Source organism: Mesorhizobium argentiipisi (SeqCode), from assembly GCF_037179585.1.
In the GTDB taxonomy this organism is placed as follows: Bacteria; Pseudomonadota; Alphaproteobacteria; order Rhizobiales; family Rhizobiaceae; genus Mesorhizobium; species Mesorhizobium argentiipisi.
Genome location: NZ_JAPYKO010000003.1, coordinates 139,852 through 155,865, shown reverse-complemented (window position 1 = coordinate 155,865; position 16,014 = coordinate 139,852). Strand labels below are relative to the sequence as shown.

General features: G+C 61.2%; 9 protein-coding genes and 4 pseudogenes. 8 read left to right on the top strand and 5 right to left on the bottom strand.

The annotated features are described in order from the left end of the window. Positions 1 to 103: 103 nt before the first annotated feature. A pseudogene (locus O7A05_RS06240) lies at positions 104 to 445 on the top strand (hypothetical protein); the annotation flags it as partial. Positions 446 to 914: 469 nt separating this feature from the next. Here the strand turns inward: O7A05_RS06240 and O7A05_RS06235 are convergent. The 3 genes and pseudogenes from O7A05_RS06235 to O7A05_RS06225 all read right to left on the bottom strand — a co-directional run. After that, positions 915 to 1,378, bottom strand: a pseudogene (locus tag O7A05_RS06235) (cobalamin-dependent protein); the annotation flags it as partial. Positions 1,379 to 1,506: 128 nt separating this feature from the next. After that, a complete protein-coding gene (locus O7A05_RS06230) occupies positions 1,507 to 1,878 on the bottom strand; it encodes a hypothetical protein (protein WP_337092110.1) in 372 nt (123 codons plus the stop codon). Between the two features lie 201 nt (positions 1,879 to 2,079). Then, positions 2,080 to 2,544 (bottom strand): hypothetical protein, encoded by a 465-nt coding sequence (locus tag O7A05_RS06225; protein ID WP_337092109.1) that lies wholly within the window; start codon positions 2,542 to 2,544, stop codon positions 2,080 to 2,082. Between the two features lie 59 nt (positions 2,545 to 2,603). On the opposite strand from O7A05_RS06225, the gene O7A05_RS06220 reads away from it, so the two are divergent. The 3 genes from O7A05_RS06220 to O7A05_RS06210 are packed head-to-tail and all read left to right on the top strand — an operon-like array spanning position 2,604 to position 5,801. Beyond that, entirely contained in the window at positions 2,604 to 3,011 is a 408-nt protein-coding gene (locus O7A05_RS06220; protein ID WP_337092107.1) for a c-type cytochrome, read from the top strand. Positions 3,012 to 3,058: 47 nt separating this feature from the next. Next, the gene (locus O7A05_RS06215) at positions 3,059 to 3,541 is read left to right on the top strand and encodes a (2Fe-2S)-binding protein (protein WP_337092106.1); all 483 of its coding nucleotides are present in this window, start codon (positions 3,059 to 3,061) and stop codon (positions 3,539 to 3,541) included. Between the two features lie 4 nt (positions 3,542 to 3,545). Continuing rightward, positions 3,546 to 5,801 (top strand): xanthine dehydrogenase family protein molybdopterin-binding subunit, encoded by a 2,256-nt coding sequence (locus tag O7A05_RS06210; protein WP_337092105.1) that lies wholly within the window; start codon positions 3,546 to 3,548, stop codon positions 5,799 to 5,801. Between the two features lie 153 nt (positions 5,802 to 5,954). On the opposite strand, the pseudogene O7A05_RS06205 reads toward O7A05_RS06210, so the two are convergent. Further along, a pseudogene (locus tag O7A05_RS06205) lies at positions 5,955 to 6,391 on the bottom strand (IS6 family transposase); the annotation flags it as partial. A 236-nt stretch (positions 6,392 to 6,627) separates the two neighbouring features. Between O7A05_RS06205 and O7A05_RS06200 the strand changes: the two are divergent. Together O7A05_RS06200 and O7A05_RS06195 are read left to right on the top strand one after the other, a co-directional pair. Continuing rightward, positions 6,628 to 6,811 (top strand): annotated as a pseudogene (locus tag O7A05_RS06200) (hypothetical protein); the annotation flags it as partial. A gap of 335 nt (positions 6,812 to 7,146) precedes the next feature. Next, positions 7,147 to 7,833 carry a transposase gene (locus tag O7A05_RS06195; RefSeq protein ID WP_337092104.1) on the top strand — a complete coding sequence of 229 codons (687 nt, stop codon included), beginning with the start codon at positions 7,147 to 7,149 and terminating at the stop codon, positions 7,831 to 7,833. A 197-nt stretch (positions 7,834 to 8,030) separates the two neighbouring features. Here the strand turns inward: O7A05_RS06195 and O7A05_RS06190 are convergent, their stop codons facing one another. Continuing rightward, on the bottom strand, positions 8,031 to 9,506 hold the full coding sequence (locus O7A05_RS06190; RefSeq protein ID WP_415926962.1) for an NAD-dependent succinate-semialdehyde dehydrogenase: 1,476 nt from the start codon (positions 9,504 to 9,506) through the stop codon (positions 8,031 to 8,033). A gap of 682 nt (positions 9,507 to 10,188) precedes the next feature. Here O7A05_RS06190 and O7A05_RS06185 point away from each other — a divergent pair. Beyond that, positions 10,189 to 13,197 (top strand): Ulp1 family isopeptidase, encoded by a 3,009-nt coding sequence (locus O7A05_RS06185; protein WP_337092103.1) that lies wholly within the window; start codon positions 10,189 to 10,191, stop codon positions 13,195 to 13,197. Positions 13,198 to 13,488: 291 nt separating this feature from the next. Beyond that, positions 13,489 to 15,285: a cation:proton antiporter domain-containing protein gene (locus tag O7A05_RS06180; RefSeq protein ID WP_337092102.1), complete on the top strand. Its 1,797-nt coding sequence runs from the start codon at positions 13,489 to 13,491 to the stop codon at positions 15,283 to 15,285. Positions 15,286 to 16,014: the final 729 nt, after the last annotated feature.

Genomic DNA, 16,014 nt, shown 5'->3' with positions numbered 1-16,014 from the left:
GGTGAGGAGCTACTCCTGATAGCGCAACTTGCCCAGGGGCCTTCGGCCGAACTAGACAGTGTGTGGTCCGTACCGCCCTGGCTCCTGAAGGGCCCGGCAGCTCTTCCACGGCACCGTCGAGCCCGAACATGTATCGGAAGCCTCTTTCGCAAATCCGGAAATCCGACCCCTGGCCGAAGGCATGACGATCACCGAAAGCGCTGAGTTTGACGGCGCATTCCCGTCCCGCCGCTTCTCTTCCGTGGAACTGCAATTAAAGGACGGGCGCGGTCTCTACTCGGGCCCAACGGAAGCTCCCGGGAACCCGGAGGTGCCAGCGTCGACGGCGCAGATCCGCGCTAAATTTCAAAGATACGCTGACGCGCAGCTTGGAGCCGTGCGCGCAGCGTATCGATCAAGCCGTGAAAAGGCTAGCCGATGGTTCGGGCTTAAAGTTGCTATTTGAGCTGGCCACCACAGCGGCGGTCGAAGGCCAGTCCAGTCGCCGAACTTACTAGACATGTTCGTTAGAGGTACCGGTGCAGAAACTTTGCGCTGCGGTAGTTTGCGTCCCTGTCACTCCTCCTCACGGATATGCGGCGCCAATGAAGACCGTGCGGGTAAGTGCGCCGTACCAAGAAGTCTGATCGGCAGCTTTTGATCATTGATCTTCGATCATAGCTCTCAAACAATTGGTGACTCAGCGCCGAGCGAACTTGGGAACAGCGGCCTGGTGCATGCTGCCGGTCGGAGGGTCATTCCAATTCTAAGCCAAACTCCCTGACGCTCCGTTAGCACTCGGCGCCTTTTAAACACGCAGACGGATCCAGCACACACAACCATCAATGATTGCGTGGATTGAGCGAATGGTGTCCAGAACGGGCGTCGTTGCCGGAAACACCGCGGCAGGTACAGAATTCAGCTGAGCAAAGGGCTCATTGGTTGCGGCGCTTGCCCTCTAGCAGGTCGAGGACTGCTCGCGCGGCATCGAGCACTGCGGTTCCGGGCCCAAACACCATAGTCCATCAGGAACTGATAGTCCTGGCGTGACACCACGCCCACCGCAAACGACGATGATGTTCTCCGCCCCCTTGGCCCTCAGTGCCTGGACGAGCTGTGGGAGGCGTGTCTTGTGTCCGGCCGCGAGCGAAGACGCTCCGATGACATGCACCTTTGTCGCGAGCGTCATGTCGGCAGCTTCTTGCGGCGTCTGGAAAAGTGGTCCTGCCACCACCTCGAAACCGAAATCGCCGAAAGCCGATGCGATCACCTTGGCGCCGCGATCGTGACCGTCCTGGCCGAGCTTGGCAATCATGAGTCTTGGTCGTTTGCCGAGCACAACGGAGATCTCTTCGATGCGAGAGACCAGGGTCTTGTATTCCGGTTCCTCTTCGAACGCCGCTTTCATCCTGCGCGTTAAGCTCACCGGCCTCGAGCACAGCCCAGGCTGTGGGCGGCCTGGGCCATTTCGTGCTGAATGATCTTTCAGAGCCAGCGTGTCCTTTGGGCGCGCTGGCTCTGGTGACTTCAGTTCGGATAATTTCCGTCGGGATTGTCGTCGTTGATGGCGAAGCCACTGCCGGTATCGACCATGAGCCTCTGGTCGAGATTATCAAGCCTGCGCAGTAATTGCTGAGATTGCGCAGCCGATATCTTGCCGTGGTCCTCGGCGGCCGTTCTTTCGGCGGCCTGGGTGATACGAACTACCTGTATGTGCAGCCTTTGGGCCTCGGCCGGCGTGATCGTGTTCTGCTGCCTTGCGTCAGCGATGCCTTGGTCCACACCCTGCGCCTGATCGGCAATCGAGGTCGGCGTCGCGTTGGCATAGGCGCCGGCGAACGGAACAGTGATGAGAAGGGTGATGAGGGTTACTGTCTTGAGAGTCCTGAAAGAGCGCATGATTGCGCCTCCTTTTTTCCTAGGGTGAGGGGCGATTGCTTCGCCTCGCGTTCCATCTGCGGGCCGTCCGGTTCCGTCGCGTCGCGATGCGTGGTTCATCGCCGGCGGTTCTCGGCCCACAACGCAGGTAGGAGTGCCCGCGGCAAATTATAATCATCCAAAGGATTGTCCCTCATGCCTTGTCGTATGCATCAGGGCGCCCTACTGGGCACTGTCGCGGCGCTGTTGGACGGACACAAATGAGCCACGGCGCCATCTTCCCAAGCTGCAGGAGCGGAACACGAAGCGAAAAACTCGGCTACGACCCCGGCTGTGTATAGCGAGGGGGCGAACGCCGCTTTGGTAGTCTTTGGCCGGCAGGGCCGGATGCGGCCGTGCGTAGAACATCGGCTCGCGTGTATCGAGACCGGCGTCGGCGGCCTGCATCTTCATCTCTAACCCAGTGCCGTCGGCTTCCGCCTTGCCCCTCGCATCTTGAAGCTGTTGGGCCGCCTGCTGGCTCCAGGGCAGTACGTAGGCGCGCGGCTCAGGTGAGCCAGCCGTGGTGAGCCATACGTAGATGGCCTCGTTCTCGATCGGAACGGCGCCCACCACTTGGGCTGTGAAGTGCCGAGTCGCGGTTCCGCCTTTTGGCAAGATCGGCACAATCACCGCAAGGTCCAGCAATCGTCGGCTCGTCACGTCCGATACAACGGGCGAGCTTCGCATCGGAGATGAGCAATACCATGCGTTACACCGCCTCGGTCCCGCACTCAGTCACGGCTTTGAGGACGCTGCCATTGCTCGTTGCAGCCCAGTTGCTCGGCACGAGCCAGCCCGGTGCCGCCGCTGACGCCTCGGCGGGTCAGGCTTTTTTCAACAGCCACTGTGCGGCTTGCCACTCCCACAGCCCCGGCTTGAACCGCATCGGTCCTTCGTTGGCAGGGGTTGTCGGCAGGAAGAGCGGAACCATAGCCGGCTTCAACTATTCCGTCAGCCTCAAAAACGCTGGCGTGACCTGGGACGACGGGTCGCTCGACAAGTTCCTGCAGAATCCCAATGGCTTCGTCCACGGCACCAAGATGTTCATCAGCGTTCCCAATCCTGCGGATCGCCAGAACGTCATTGCCTATCTCGGCACGCTCAAGCCCTGAGGCGCGCCCGCCACGCGTATCCCGATCCCAGTCACGGAGAGTCTCGAATGCCTCGCATTTCGATCAACGGAGTGGCGCACGATATCGATGCCGACCCGCAAATGCCCCTGCTGTGGGTCATCCGCGACATTCTCGGCATGACCGGCACCAAATTCGGATGCGGCGTAGGCGCCTGCGGTGCGTGCACAGTGCACATCGACGGCAGCGCCACACGATCCTGCATCACCGCACTCGCCGACGCCGCGGGGCACGAGGTCACCACGATCGAGGGGCTGAGCCCCGACGGCGGCCATCCTGTCCAAAAGGCCTGGGTGGCGCACAACGTTCCACAGTGCGGTTACTGTCAGGCGGGTCAGATCATGCAGGCCGCCGACCTCATTAAGCAGACGCCGAATCCGTCCGAACAGCAGATCATCGACGCCATGTCGGGCAACATCTGCCGGTGCGGTACGTATCAGCGCATCCGCGCCGCGATCACGGCGGCCATGGACGTCCACGCCTCGACGCAGTCATCCAGCAAGGCCGGTTAAGTCAATGACGCACATCATCAATTTGAGCCGCCGCGACCTCCTCAAGGCTGGCGCGGGCGTTTCCGCCTTTGTCCTGGGCATGCACGCCGGGCTCCGCGAATTTCCGGTGGCGCAGGCGGCCGAAGGCGCGTCCTTCGAGCCCAACGTCTATCTCGGCATCGATGAGACAGGGCTGGTCACGATCGTCGCCCACCGCTCCGAGATGGGGACCGGCATCCGCACCGGGCTGCCGATGGTGCTCGCCGACGAACTCGAGGCGGACTGGTCGCGCGTCAAGGTCCTCCAGGCAAACGGCGATCCGAAATATGGCGACCAGAATACCGACGGGTCGCGGAGCATGCGCCAGTTCTACCAGACCATGCGTGTCGCCGGAGCGACCGCCCGGCAGATGCTAGAAGATGCCGCCGCTCTGACCTGGCACGTCGATCCGAACGAGTGCCACGCGCGCAACCATGCGGTCGTCCACACGCCGACCGGCCGGCAACTGCCGTTCGGCGATCTCGTCAAGTTGGCCGCCGGCCTGCCCGTCCCCTCGGACGATCACATCTCCTTGCATTTCAAATCGCCGCAGGCGCGCCGCTACGTCGGCAAGCCGGTGCCGATTGTCGACCTGCACGACATCGTGCGCGGTCAGGCGAAATACGGTATCGACACCGTGCTGCCCGGAATGAAATACGCCTCGATCGAGCGCTGTCCGGTCTACGGCGGGAAGGTGCGATCCTTCGACAGCAAGGCCGCATTGGCGGTGCCCGGTGTCGAGCAGGTGGTCGAGGTCCCGGCGACGCCGGCGCCGTCCGGCTTCAACCCGCTAGGCGGGATCGCCGTGATTGCGAACAGCACCTGGGCGGCACAGCAGGGCCGCCTGCAGCTCAAGATCGACTGGGATTTCGGCGCGAACGCCGGCTACGACACCACGAGCTACCGCAAGGAGCTCGAGGCGACCGCGCAGAAGGCAGGTCGTGTCGTGCGGGCCGAAGGCGATGTCGACGGCGCCCTGCAATCAGTCGCGAAGCGCGTCTCGGCGGACTATTTCGTGCCCCACTATTCCCACGCTCCGATGGAGGTTCCGGCGGCCGCCGCGCGCGTCGAGAACAGCAAGTGTGAGGTCTGGGCGCCGAGCCAGAACCCGCAAGGGGCGCGCACGACCGTGGCCGACGTGCTCAGCCTGAAGGAGTCGGACGTGACGATCCACACGACCCTGCTCGGCGGCGCGTTCGGTCGCAAGTCGAAGCATGACTTCATCGCCGAGGCGGCCTGGCTCGCGCAGAAAATCGGCGCACCTGTCAAGGTGACCTGGACGCGTGAAGACGACATCCAGCACGACTATTTCCACGCGATCTGCGCACAGCACATCGAGGCCGGCCTCGACGTCAACGGCGCCGCCACGGCCTGGCTGCACCGGACCGTATTCCCGCCGATCGAGGCGACATTCCAGCCCAGCGTGACCTATGGGACCGCGGGCGAGCTGCAGCAGGGCTTCACGGACGTGCCCTATGCCATCGCCAACGTGCGGTGCGAAAATGGCCCGGCGCAAAACCATGTCCGCATCGGCTGGTACCGCTCGGTCTTCAACGTGCCGCACGCCTTCGCCGTTTGCTCGTTTGCAGACGAGCTCGCGGCTGCCGCGGGCAGGGATCCCGTCGAATACCTCCGCGAGCTCATCGGTCCCGCCCGCATCATCGATCTAAGGGCGATCGGGGTCGACTACCCCAATTACGGCGCTCCCCTCGACCAGTATCCGATCGACACGGCACGGCTGCACGGAGTGCTCGACCTCGCTGTGGCCAACAGCGGGTGGGGCGAGGCGCTTCCGCAGCGCCACGGCCGTGGTGTCGCCATCCACCGCAGCTTCCTCACCTACGTCGCCGTTGTCGCTCACGTGGCGATCGGCAATGACGGGCAGATCGCGATCCCTCGCATCGATATGGCCGTCGATTGCGGACTGGTCGTTAACCCCGATCGTGTGCGCTCGCAGTTCGAAGGCGCGGCCATCATGGCCATCAGCAATGCGCTCTACAGCAACATCACCGCCAAAGACGGCCGCATCGAGCAAAGCAATTTTACCGACTACGACGTGGCGCGGATTGACATCACGCCGGAGACGCACGTCCACATCGTCGAGAGCAGCGCGCCGCCTGCCGGCGTCGGCGAGCCCGGCGTGCCGCCGACTGCGCCGGCGATCTGTAACGCCATATTTGCCGCGACAGGCAAGCGCATTCGCGCGCTCCCCATCGACCCCAGCCAGCTGAAAAGCACCTGAAAGTCGGTCAATCTTGTGAGGGCCGAGGGTTCGGCGCTGACGCCGATCACGCCGAACCTCTCCATCAGTTCCGTGGGTACTGTCACGTTATTCGGAAAGTTTTGTGTTGAGCAGCCGGATCGATAGTCATGCCAGCATTTTGGTCACGGCTCTTCATTCCGCCATGGCCTTGAGGCGGTGGATTGGATGGCGGTCGCTGAACGTTTGTAGCTTGGTGGAACGAAGAGATTTTGCAGCGTCGAAAAAACCGAGATGAAACGCTGCAAGCCTCCAAGTGATCGGAAGCCCTGCATCATCCGTTCTCGTTTTCGCAAAGGGAAATGCGAGTTCTCAGCTCGATTGTGCAGCCCTTTGTGGGATCGATGCTCGAGATCCGGCATCGCCTGACGTTTTGCCGCGCCATAGGATCGTAGCTTATCGGTGATGATGCGTTTTTAGCGATCCCCTGCTTCTTCAGAAGCCTGATCGCCAGAGCCAGTGGTTGCGGCCGCCGATGGAGATTACGACCTCATCCAGTTGCCAGATGTCACTGTGTGATTTTTGCGACGCATTTGCCGGGCTTGGGTGGGACCGAACTTTCGGCCCCATCGGTATCTCCTGGCAGCGCATCTGTTAAAGCTGGCCGACTGCGCAGCGGGAGGAAGTCGGGCCCTTGCGGAGTTGCGACCTCCCGGTTTGCCAAAGATGTTATGTGGCTAGCAGTGAGGCAAATTTATCTCTTCCGGTGTGACGGCTAACTCTGCCGTTTGAGCATTCCGCCTGCCGTGGTGCATCTAAACCTCGGCGGCATTATTGGTGAGGCTAAGAGGGTATAAGAGGGCGCGAAAAATATTCCGCCGACGTGTGCGTCAAGCTGAAAGCTGAAATCGAGGTCGGCACCGGCATGCACCAGGTCGGCTCGATCATCGTGGCGCTGACCGAAGAACGCAATCACGAGATATACAGGCAGGCGTGTCAAAGAGATGTATCCGCATCTCAATATCTCCGACGTGGTCGGTGCCGTGCATCTGCGCCGCATCCGTGGTGACCGGCATCGACTCGGCCAGACACTATGTCCGGCGGGATCGCGCAATGCGGCTGCCTGCCCGGTAAATACGCTTAGGCTGGAAAGCTCCTTTCCGGCACGTGCCGGGGACGCGAATTCGAAGCAATGGCCACGAAGCATGATACCACATGGGTGGTCCCCGCTCGCATATGAACTTCTTGTTGAAGACGGGCTCTATGACTCTGATGCAGTTGCCAAGGCTCCTTCTGGGCGATAAAGGCCGGCGCGGAACAGGAACTGGCGGTGAAAATCGCAGGCCGAAACTGACCTTTTCGACTATAGTGCTCACAAGGAAGTAGCATGAGGCGTCAAACGCGACCATTCATCTTGGAAGTCAAGCGGAAGCGTGGCGTTCAAAAACAGCCCCGGTCGATTTGGGGGAACTTTGATATCTCAGCGGCCGTCGCCGAGACGATCGGAGAATCAGAGGCGGCAGACCCGCCCAATTGTCAGACGATTGACTCCAACATAATCTCCGTCAATCCTGAACATCTGTTCAAATCCCAAACGGAGACTCATATGCCCGATCCAAATGGCTCTGAAGCTGTGGCATCCCCCTCTGAATCACGTGCGAAAGCAGAAAAGCCAAAGACCAAAGGTAGAGTTGCGCAATCGCGCAAGTCGAAGCCGGAGAAAGCATCGCCTTCCCGTACCAATGGAGCGGTAACACAGCCTGCGACGCCGGATTCGACGGCAACGGCTCGAAGCGGCCGGAAGATTTACTCCGCAAAAGAGCGGGCCGAGAAGCTCTCCGAGATGCAGAAGTCCATGAACAGCGGCGCCACTTTGAAAGTTGCTGCAAAGCAAGCGGGCATATCGGAACAGACCTACTACCATTGGAAACGGGCCTCGACACCTGCGCCGCGCAGCGACGATCTGAAAGACCTTGTCGCGCTCGAGGAGGAAAACAAACGGCTAAAGACCCTTCTCGCTGAGCGCCTTCGCAAGCAGAACGCGGAACTGAAGAACAAACTCGGTCTTCTGTAGGGCCCGCTCTTGAGCCGCTGGATTGAGACCCCAATAACCGAGAGCCATCGCCAGGGTGCCGGCCTGATCGGGATTTGCCACAGTCCGGAATGCCCGGATGCGGGGTAGGCGCCACTGGCACGAAACGGCGACCGTGGCAAGCATGTCGGCTTGAGTGGCGACCTGGTGGCCTGGAGTAAGGGCTCTTCCTCGCGAGCTCATATCCCTCCCATGCAGAGGTATTTCATCTCGAGATAATCCTCGAGCCCGTGGCGCGACCCTTCGCGCCCGATGCCGGATTGCTTGATGCCGCCGAAGGGTGCGGCCTCCGATGACATGCGGCCGGTGTTGATGCCAACCATGCCATATTCCAGCGCCTCGGCCACAAGCCACACGCGCTTGAGGTTCGAAGCGTAAAAATAGGCGGCAAGCCCGTAGATTGTGTCGTTGGCCTCGTGCACGATCTGATCGGCGTCTTCGAAACGTATGATCGGAGCCAACGGCCCGAATGTCTCCTCTCGGGCCACCGCCATCTCGCTGGAGATGTCGGCGAGGACCGTCGGTTGGAAAAACGTGCCGTCTTTGCCAATGCGATTGCCACCGCATCGAACTGAACCGCCCTTTGCAACGGCATCGTCGATATGGGATTCAATCTTGGCCAGAGCATGACTATCGATCAGGGGTCCGATAGCTACGGCTGGATCGAAGCCGTCACCCACCGAAAGCTGGCGGACTTTTTCGACGAACTCCTCGACAAACCTGTCGTGAACGCCCGCCTGCACATAAAAGCGGTTCGCGGAGACACATGTCTGGCCGGCATTGCGGAACTTCGCTTGGATCGCGCCGTGGACGGCAGCTTCGATATCGGCATCGTCGAAGACGATGAACGGCGCATTGCCGCCGAGCTCAAGGCTGAGCTTCTTGATCTGGTCCGAGCACTGGCGCATCAACAGGCGTCCGACCTCGGTCGAGCCGGTGAAGCTGATCTTGCGGACCTTGGGATTGGAACAGAGTTCGCGGCCTACCGCATCGCCATCCGAAGCATAGATCAGGTTGACGACGCCTTCAGGAAAGCCAGCTTGATGGGCGAGGGCGAACATCGCACCCGCCACGAGCGGTGTCTGTTCGGCCGGCTTGAGAACGATCGTGCAGCCTGCGGCAAGCGCTGGCGAGATCTTGCGCGCCACCATGGACGCCGGGAAATTCCACGGCGTGATCGTGCCGACGACCCCGATCGGCTGTTTGATGACCAGCATGCGGCGGTCTGCCGATGGTGCCGAAATCGTCTCACCATAGATGCGATTGGCCTCTTCGGCGTACCACTGCAGATACGCGCCCGCATGCGAGACCTCCGACTTCGCCTCGTTGAGCGGCTTGCCCATTTCAGCGGTGAGGATCGCTGCGAGGTCATCGGCATGGTCGACGATCAACTGATGCCAGCGCCAGAGGATGTCGCTGCGCTCTCTGGCGGTCAGCGCCGCCCATAGAGGCTGCGCGATATGCGCTTTGGAGATCGCGGCGCGCGTCTCCTCGATGCCCATGTCAGGAAGCTTCGCCAGCAATTCGCCAGTCGATGGATTGAAGATCTCGAATGTGCGGTCGCTCAAAAGCGTGCCAAGGCACGGCAAGCGGTCGATGGTGCCGAACAGGTCGGGGCTTTTCAGGTGACGGATCAAAGGCGGGCAGAGCGGCAATACCGGATTCCTCCTCAACGCGGCGGACGTCTGTTGCAATGCGCTTGTCTATCCCACACGTCCGATCTCAGCATAGGGCCTTGGACGTCCGGCGGGTAATCCCAATACTACTGATCCGGAGGGGGCAGCATCGACCAAGCCGATGAGAGATTGCCGCTTCGCTTTCATGTCGGCCAGCGAGGGCGCTGAAACCACATTGATTGGCAGCGCGCACACTTTCGTCCGCCGTCGCCGAGCGCAATAAAGGCGGCAATGGCGCTGGAGAGCATACAGCCCGTCCCCGCATCGTGCCCGATCGCGGCAATCGAGAACAATGTTCCTGACCTCACCAACCGCGCGAACGCTGATTTGCAGTCGATCCGATCAAAGGTGGGGTCGCGAAATGGGACGCTTCGCTCACGAGCGCGAAGGTAAGCCGCGTCGGCAGGACGTCGCCGCAGTCCGCAACGCAATTATCTCCTTTGATTGAATCGCCAGATCGAAGTCCAGATCACCCATCAAACGGAAAATGCGTCCGGGCTCTTCCACGACCCGTCAGATTCTCGAAAGCTGTGTCTGCAAAAGTCTTCAAATGTCTCGAGTTCTAACGCCGCAAGAGGCTGCTGCTGCGGAGGTCCGAGTCGAAGAGGCTCGTCCCGATCTGGGGCGGCTATGAAGTTTCATCTAACCTCGGGAGAGTATTATGGACCCAAACTATAACGATCCGGATTATTGGACGCGTTGGTACGCTGAGCAGCAAGAGCTGCAGCGTGCGAGGCAAGTGTCGGACGACAGGGGTGCGGATCAAACTGGCCTTGATCAGCTGGGCGAGTTGCAACTCAGCTCTTCCGAGGAGAGTTCCGCTGAGTCGAGTTCGCCCGACACGCGACCCGCCGAGGCACAAAGAAGTTTCGAACGCACTGGCGCGGGCGGTTCGATGCGCATGCCGCAGCAATCCAATCTGCAGGACAGTTGGTTCAACAATGCGCGGCACAGCATCGATATTCCTCGCGCTGCGAGGGCCTTGCAATCTGATCTGCGTGACAGGCCATTCACGAGCACGCGCTACACAGCGTCATCGGAAGCGCAGCCCGCGGCGCGGACCAAGGATAGCAAAGGCCGTGGGCTGTTTTCTCGTGTGAAATCAGGTCTCGGCAAGATGTTCGGAAGTCGTAGTGAAAAGTCGTCCCGTGGCTCGATGTCCGAGGTGGTCCATTCGGAGCTTCGTATGGACTCGGCGAAGCGTAGTCGCCCCCCCGCCGGCGCGGACATGCATCCCGAGGACGAGCGCCTTATCGAGCAGTTCGCGGCAGAACTCCGAGCCTATGAAGTCGTTCCCGACGGCACCATCGGCCGAGGGGAGGGAAAGGTTCCCGAACCTACCATCAAGGACAATTTAGGCGTTCTTAGGGGATTTGCTCGTTGGCTCCGACAAGAGAACAGGGGTCCGTTGACGACTCGAGCTTTTAACGAGCCAAGATCGCTAGCCATCGACATCGAGGAGTACACGAAAGCCGGTGGGGACGATCGCGACCGCCTCTCGTCGGCGCTGTCCCATTTCCGGAGACTCGGGGCTGAGGGGCTCCAGTCAGTCGGTGCCGGGCCCCGCCTGATGGGGCGCCAAACACTTGGCGCTTATCCCGAGGACGCCCTCGCCATCGATGGCTTGGAAAAGAAAAACCTAGCCGAGCTCGCACCCGACTCGACTCGCTCACAGAAAACGCGCGTCTCAGTGATCGCTTCCAGGCAACGTAAGTTCAGTGATTGGCTCCAAAGGGAAGATAAGGGGAGCATAGTGAGCCGACTCAACGGCAGTGCTCAGCAACAATTGTCGTTGCAAGCAGATCACAAGGCCTTCATCACAGCCACAGGACAAACAAGCTCTCAACTCGATCAGCTTCGGCTGTACCTGGGCGCCGATCCCCAAATCAACCGGCATAGTCCTTATCCCGATGACGCCAGCATTATCGATGACCTGGAAAAGGAAGAGCTGCGCCAACTCGGACCCGAGGTGGGCAAACAGAGGAAAGTCGTCTGGAATACTGCATGGGCTCAACGTAGGTTCAGTGATTGGCTGCAAAGGGAGGGTAGGGGGAGCATAGCGAGCCGAATCAACGGCACTGCTCAGCAGAAACTGTCGTTGAAAGCAGACCAAAAGGCCTTCAACACAGCCTATGGAAAGACCGCCCTGAGTCTCGACCGGCTTCAGCAGCACCTAGGCGGCGGAATCCAATCGAGCCGGCAATCCAACCGGCACAATCCTTATCCCGATGACGCCCGCATCATCGATGGCCTCGCCAAGGAAGAGCTGATCAAGCTCGGACCCAAGCCGACACCCCGGCAGAAAAATGTGAGCGTGACCATTGCCAGCGCGCAACGCAAGTTTAGTGATTGGCTCCAAAGGGAGGGTAGGGGGAGCATAGCGAGCCGACTCAACGGCACTGCTCAACAGAAACAGTCGTTGAAAGCCGATCACAAGGACTTCACCAGCGCAGAAGGAAGGGTCACCCTAAGTCTCAATAGGCTTCGGCAATACCAAGAAGTTGTTGAGGCGAACAGAGCGCTGGATGTGGCTTCCGGTGAACAGGCTCATTGGGGAGTGCAGCCTGGCGGATCAAGCTCAACCTGGTCGCCGTATGTGCCGTCCGACTTTGACGCGAATGAGTGGCTGCCGGAAGGCCCGTCAGGCCGCGCCGGATTGCAGGAAACTTCGTCCGGCTCAAGCTGGGCGCCGCGAGTGCCGTCCGACTTCGACGCGAATGAGTGGCTGCCGGAAGGCCCGTCAGGACACGCCGGATTGCAGGATGTTTCGTCCGACTCGAGCTGGGCGCCGCGAGTGCCGTCCGACTTTGACGCGAGTGAGTGGCTGCCGGGAGACCCGGCAGGACACGCCGAATTGCAGGACGATGCTTACTATCGGCCGAAGCTGCCGGTTCCGCCCCCCGTGGCTCACATCCAGGCTTTGGATCCGCGAGCCTCGTCTCATACCAACGAGGAGGTGCTCGGCGCCAAGCAATGGCTGAGTGACGACCATATTCTGAGCGATTACGATCTCCTGGCCCAGGAATTGCCGGGGAGTCATCCGGACCTCGCCGCCCGGACGCGGTTCGTCGACCCCCTCATAGCCCTTCATAGTCTGCGTGGGGGCCTCGATTTTCAGCGCGCATTAGGTAACATCCTGTACAGGAATGGTGACGACACAGCCGACTTCCTGTTTCTGCCAGTCAGCAACGCCAGCACGACGGACCCTAATCGACTGGGCACCCATTGGTCGCTGCTGCTGGTTGATCGCCGTGATCGACAAAGGCCGGTTGCCTATCACTACGACTCCTTGCACGGATACAACAACGAACCTGCGTCAATGCTTGCAGCACGGCTGGGCGCGCGCCTTGAGCCAGCCCGCATCTCCCAACAACAGAACGATTTCGATTGCGGCGTCTTCGTGGTGGACGCGACACGGGCATTGGTTGGGCAATTGGCGCAAGAGCGGCGGCCTGTGCAACAGTCACGGCATCTCGACCACCTCGTGGCCGATCGGCAGGCACTCCAAAACCGACTCAGGGTCGGCTTGTTGGGCGAGGGTCCCCCGCTCCGGGCGGAGCTTGAACTGACTGGTGTTGGGGACAGCCGAGATCTGCGCGGTTCGCGTGACCTTGACACGGCTCTGTATGCAGAGCGCTCGCGTGGGCGATCTCAAGGATTGGGTCGATGACGCCCGGGTCAAAATTTCCTGCGGTGGCGTGGAATACCGGTGTCCGTCGAATCTCGACATGCCAATCGGGCGCGACACGGCAGCGCTTCCAGCGCGCAGACAGGTAGGCTGGTCCGGCTCAAACAGATCGGCGGCACCTCAGTCGCCGGTCCGGCATTTTGTCGCCGCGCCGTCGCTTTTCGCACCTTGCGGGTTGCATCACCGTTGCCCCTTCCACCATATTGCGAAACAGGCGACGGCTCTCGGGCGCCGCATATCCGACATCGCTAGCTTGAAGGCGCTCCATAGACAATGCCGCATGACACGCCCCTTATCGCCACCATCGTCGCCGGTCTGGGGCTGGCTTTTGTCTTCGGCGCTCTCGCCAATCGCTTCCGGATTCCCCCATTGGTCGGCTATCTCGTAGCCGGCGTGCTGGTCGGCCCGAACACGCCCGGTTTCGTCGCCGATGCAGGGCTTGCCAACGAATTGGCCGAAATCGGCGTCATTCTCCTGATGTTCGGTGTCGGCCTGCATTTCTCGCTCAAGGACCTTCTGTCGGTCCGCGCCATCGCCGTGCCGGGCGCCGTCGTTCAGATTGGCTTTGCCACCGCGCTCGGCGCCGGGCTGTCCTGGATGCTCGGCTGGTCGATGGGCGCGGGCGTGGTGTTCGGCCTGGCGCTGTCGGTCGCCTCGACCGTTGTGCTGCTGCGCGCGCTTCAGGAACGCCGCCTGATCGAGACCGAGCGCGGCCGCATCGCCGTCGGCTGGCTGATCGTCGAGGACCTGGCCATGGTGCTTGCGCTGGTGTTGCTGCCGGCGCTTGCCGGTGTACTCGGCGGCCAGGAACAGGCCAATGCCCATTCGGGCGACCTGCTGTCGCTGCCGGCCAGCTACGGCATATGGGGTGTCGTGGGCATCACGCTGGCCAAGGTCGCCGCCTTCGTGGTGGTCATGCTGGTGGTCGGCCGCCGGGTCATTCCCTGGATCCTGCACTACGTTGCCCATACCGGGTCGCGCGAACTGTTCCGTCTCTCGGTGCTCGCCATTGCGCTCGGCGTCGCCTTCGGCGCGGCAAAACTGTTCGGCGTCTCGCTGGCGCTGGGCGCGTTCTTCGCCGGCATGATCATGAGCGAATCCGAGCTCAGCCACCGCGCGGCCGAAGAATCGCTGCCGCTGCGCGATGCCTTCTCGGTGCTGTTCTTCGTCTCCGTCGGCATGCTGTTCGATCCATTCAGCCTGATCAGCAACGGCCTTCCGATCCTGGCGACGCTGGCCATCATTGTCATCGGCAAGTCGCTGGCGGCGTTCGTGATCGTCGTAGCCTTCGGCTATCCCCTGGCCACGGCCTTGATGATTTCGGCCAGCCTTGCCCAGATCGGCGAGTTCTCCTTCATCCTGGCCGAACTCGGCGTCGGGCTGAAACTTCTACCCGAGCAGGGCCGCGATCTGATCCTGGCCGGCGCCATCCTGTCGATCGTGCTCAACCCGTTGATGTTCCTGGTTATCGACTGGATGAAGCCGTGGCTGGAGGCCCGCGCCGCCAGGACGGCACTGCCGGCGGACGCAAAGCCGGTTGGTCCGGCGACCGAACCGGGCCAGGTGGCCTCCGTTGCCACAACGTCCAGCAAGGAAGACGGGCCGCCGCCGCGGACGGCGCTTGCCGGTCACGCCATCCTGATCGGCTACGGCCGGGTCGGTGGCCTCGTCGCTGCCGCGCTGAAGGAGGCGGCACTTCCTTTCCTCGTCATCGAGGACGCCGACAAGACGCTGGCGAAGCTTAAAGCAGACGCCATCGAAACCATCGTCGGTAATGCCGCCAATGCCGAAGTGTTCGCCGCCGCCAATCCTGAAGGCGCCAAGCGGCTGATCCTTGCCATCCCCAATGCCTTCGAGGCCGGCCAGATCGTGCTGCGGGCACGCACCGCCAATCCCAACATCAACGTCGTCGCCCGCGCCCATTCCGATGCCGAGGTCGAGCATCTGAAGGGACTCGGCGCCGATACCGTGATCATGGGCGAACGCGAGATCGCGCGCGGCATCGTTGAAGAGGTTCTTGGCGACAAGCCGGTGTCGCGGTCGCAGGCGGCCGAACCTTCCGCTGCCTGATCAGCCAGCGCGCATATGCCTGCAATGTGACCTTAGGCAGGTTCAAGCGACGAATGCAGAACCGCCTTTTTGCGCGACACTGCCGAGTCAGCCGGCGGCGAAAGCCTCGCACACGCGATCGAACGGGTCGCACTTGGCGGGACCATCGTCATGTTCGCTTAGGAAAGTGGCGAACTCACGCTGTTGGATCGTGTCAGTTCGTCCGGGTCACGAGGGGGCTAGTTGCAGCGTCACCCTACTCAATCCCGGTTTCCGGCACGTCGCCGAGGCGTGCAGCAGATCACGACGGACATTTTGATCCGGCGATTGTGAAATCCTGCGCTCGGTTCGATTGTCGTGATCGACACAAGCTCCTACAATGCCGAAGGCAACGCGAATTTGCCTACGCCGGCAACGAGCCAGGTGGAAGTGCTAACTGGTTGCCGATGCGGGTAGGGCAAAGAATGGCTCGGAAGTCCAGATGCTTTCGCATCCTTAGCGGCCTGAGTCATAGGCCGAAATTGCCTCTCAAATGATCAAGCCCGCTACCGGGGGGGCTGGCAGCGGGCCTCGATAGCGCGATGGGGGGTGCGCTGCCTCCAACGCCGACATCACATCTGGAAGGAGGAGATGGTCGACAGCGCGAACATAGGGATAGCACAGCATATTGCAATGCACAAAATGTGGAAATGCGGAAGCATTGCCCCGGAGCGCTCTTAGGCATCATGTCGATGACGCTCTCAGTGGAAG

Bases quoted from the DNA above. Each gene is read 5' to 3' on its own strand.
- O7A05_RS06180 (WP_337092102.1), top strand. From the start codon at position 13,489: ATGCCGCATGACACGCCCCTTATCGCCACCATCGTCGCCGGTCTGGGG.
- O7A05_RS06185 (WP_337092103.1), top strand. From the start codon at position 10,189: ATGGACCCAAACTATAACGATCCGGATTATTGGACGCGTTGGTACGCT.
- O7A05_RS06215 (WP_337092106.1), top strand. From the start codon at position 3,059: ATGCCTCGCATTTCGATCAACGGAGTGGCGCACGATATCGATGCCGAC.
- O7A05_RS06210 (WP_337092105.1), top strand. From the start codon at position 3,546: ATGACGCACATCATCAATTTGAGCCGCCGCGACCTCCTCAAGGCTGGC.
- O7A05_RS06195 (WP_337092104.1), top strand. From the start codon at position 7,147: ATGAGGCGTCAAACGCGACCATTCATCTTGGAAGTCAAGCGGAAGCGT.
- O7A05_RS06220 (WP_337092107.1), top strand. From the start codon at position 2,604: ATGCGTTACACCGCCTCGGTCCCGCACTCAGTCACGGCTTTGAGGACG.
- O7A05_RS06230 (WP_337092110.1), bottom strand. From the start codon at position 1,878: ATGCGCTCTTTCAGGACTCTCAAGACAGTAACCCTCATCACCCTTCTC.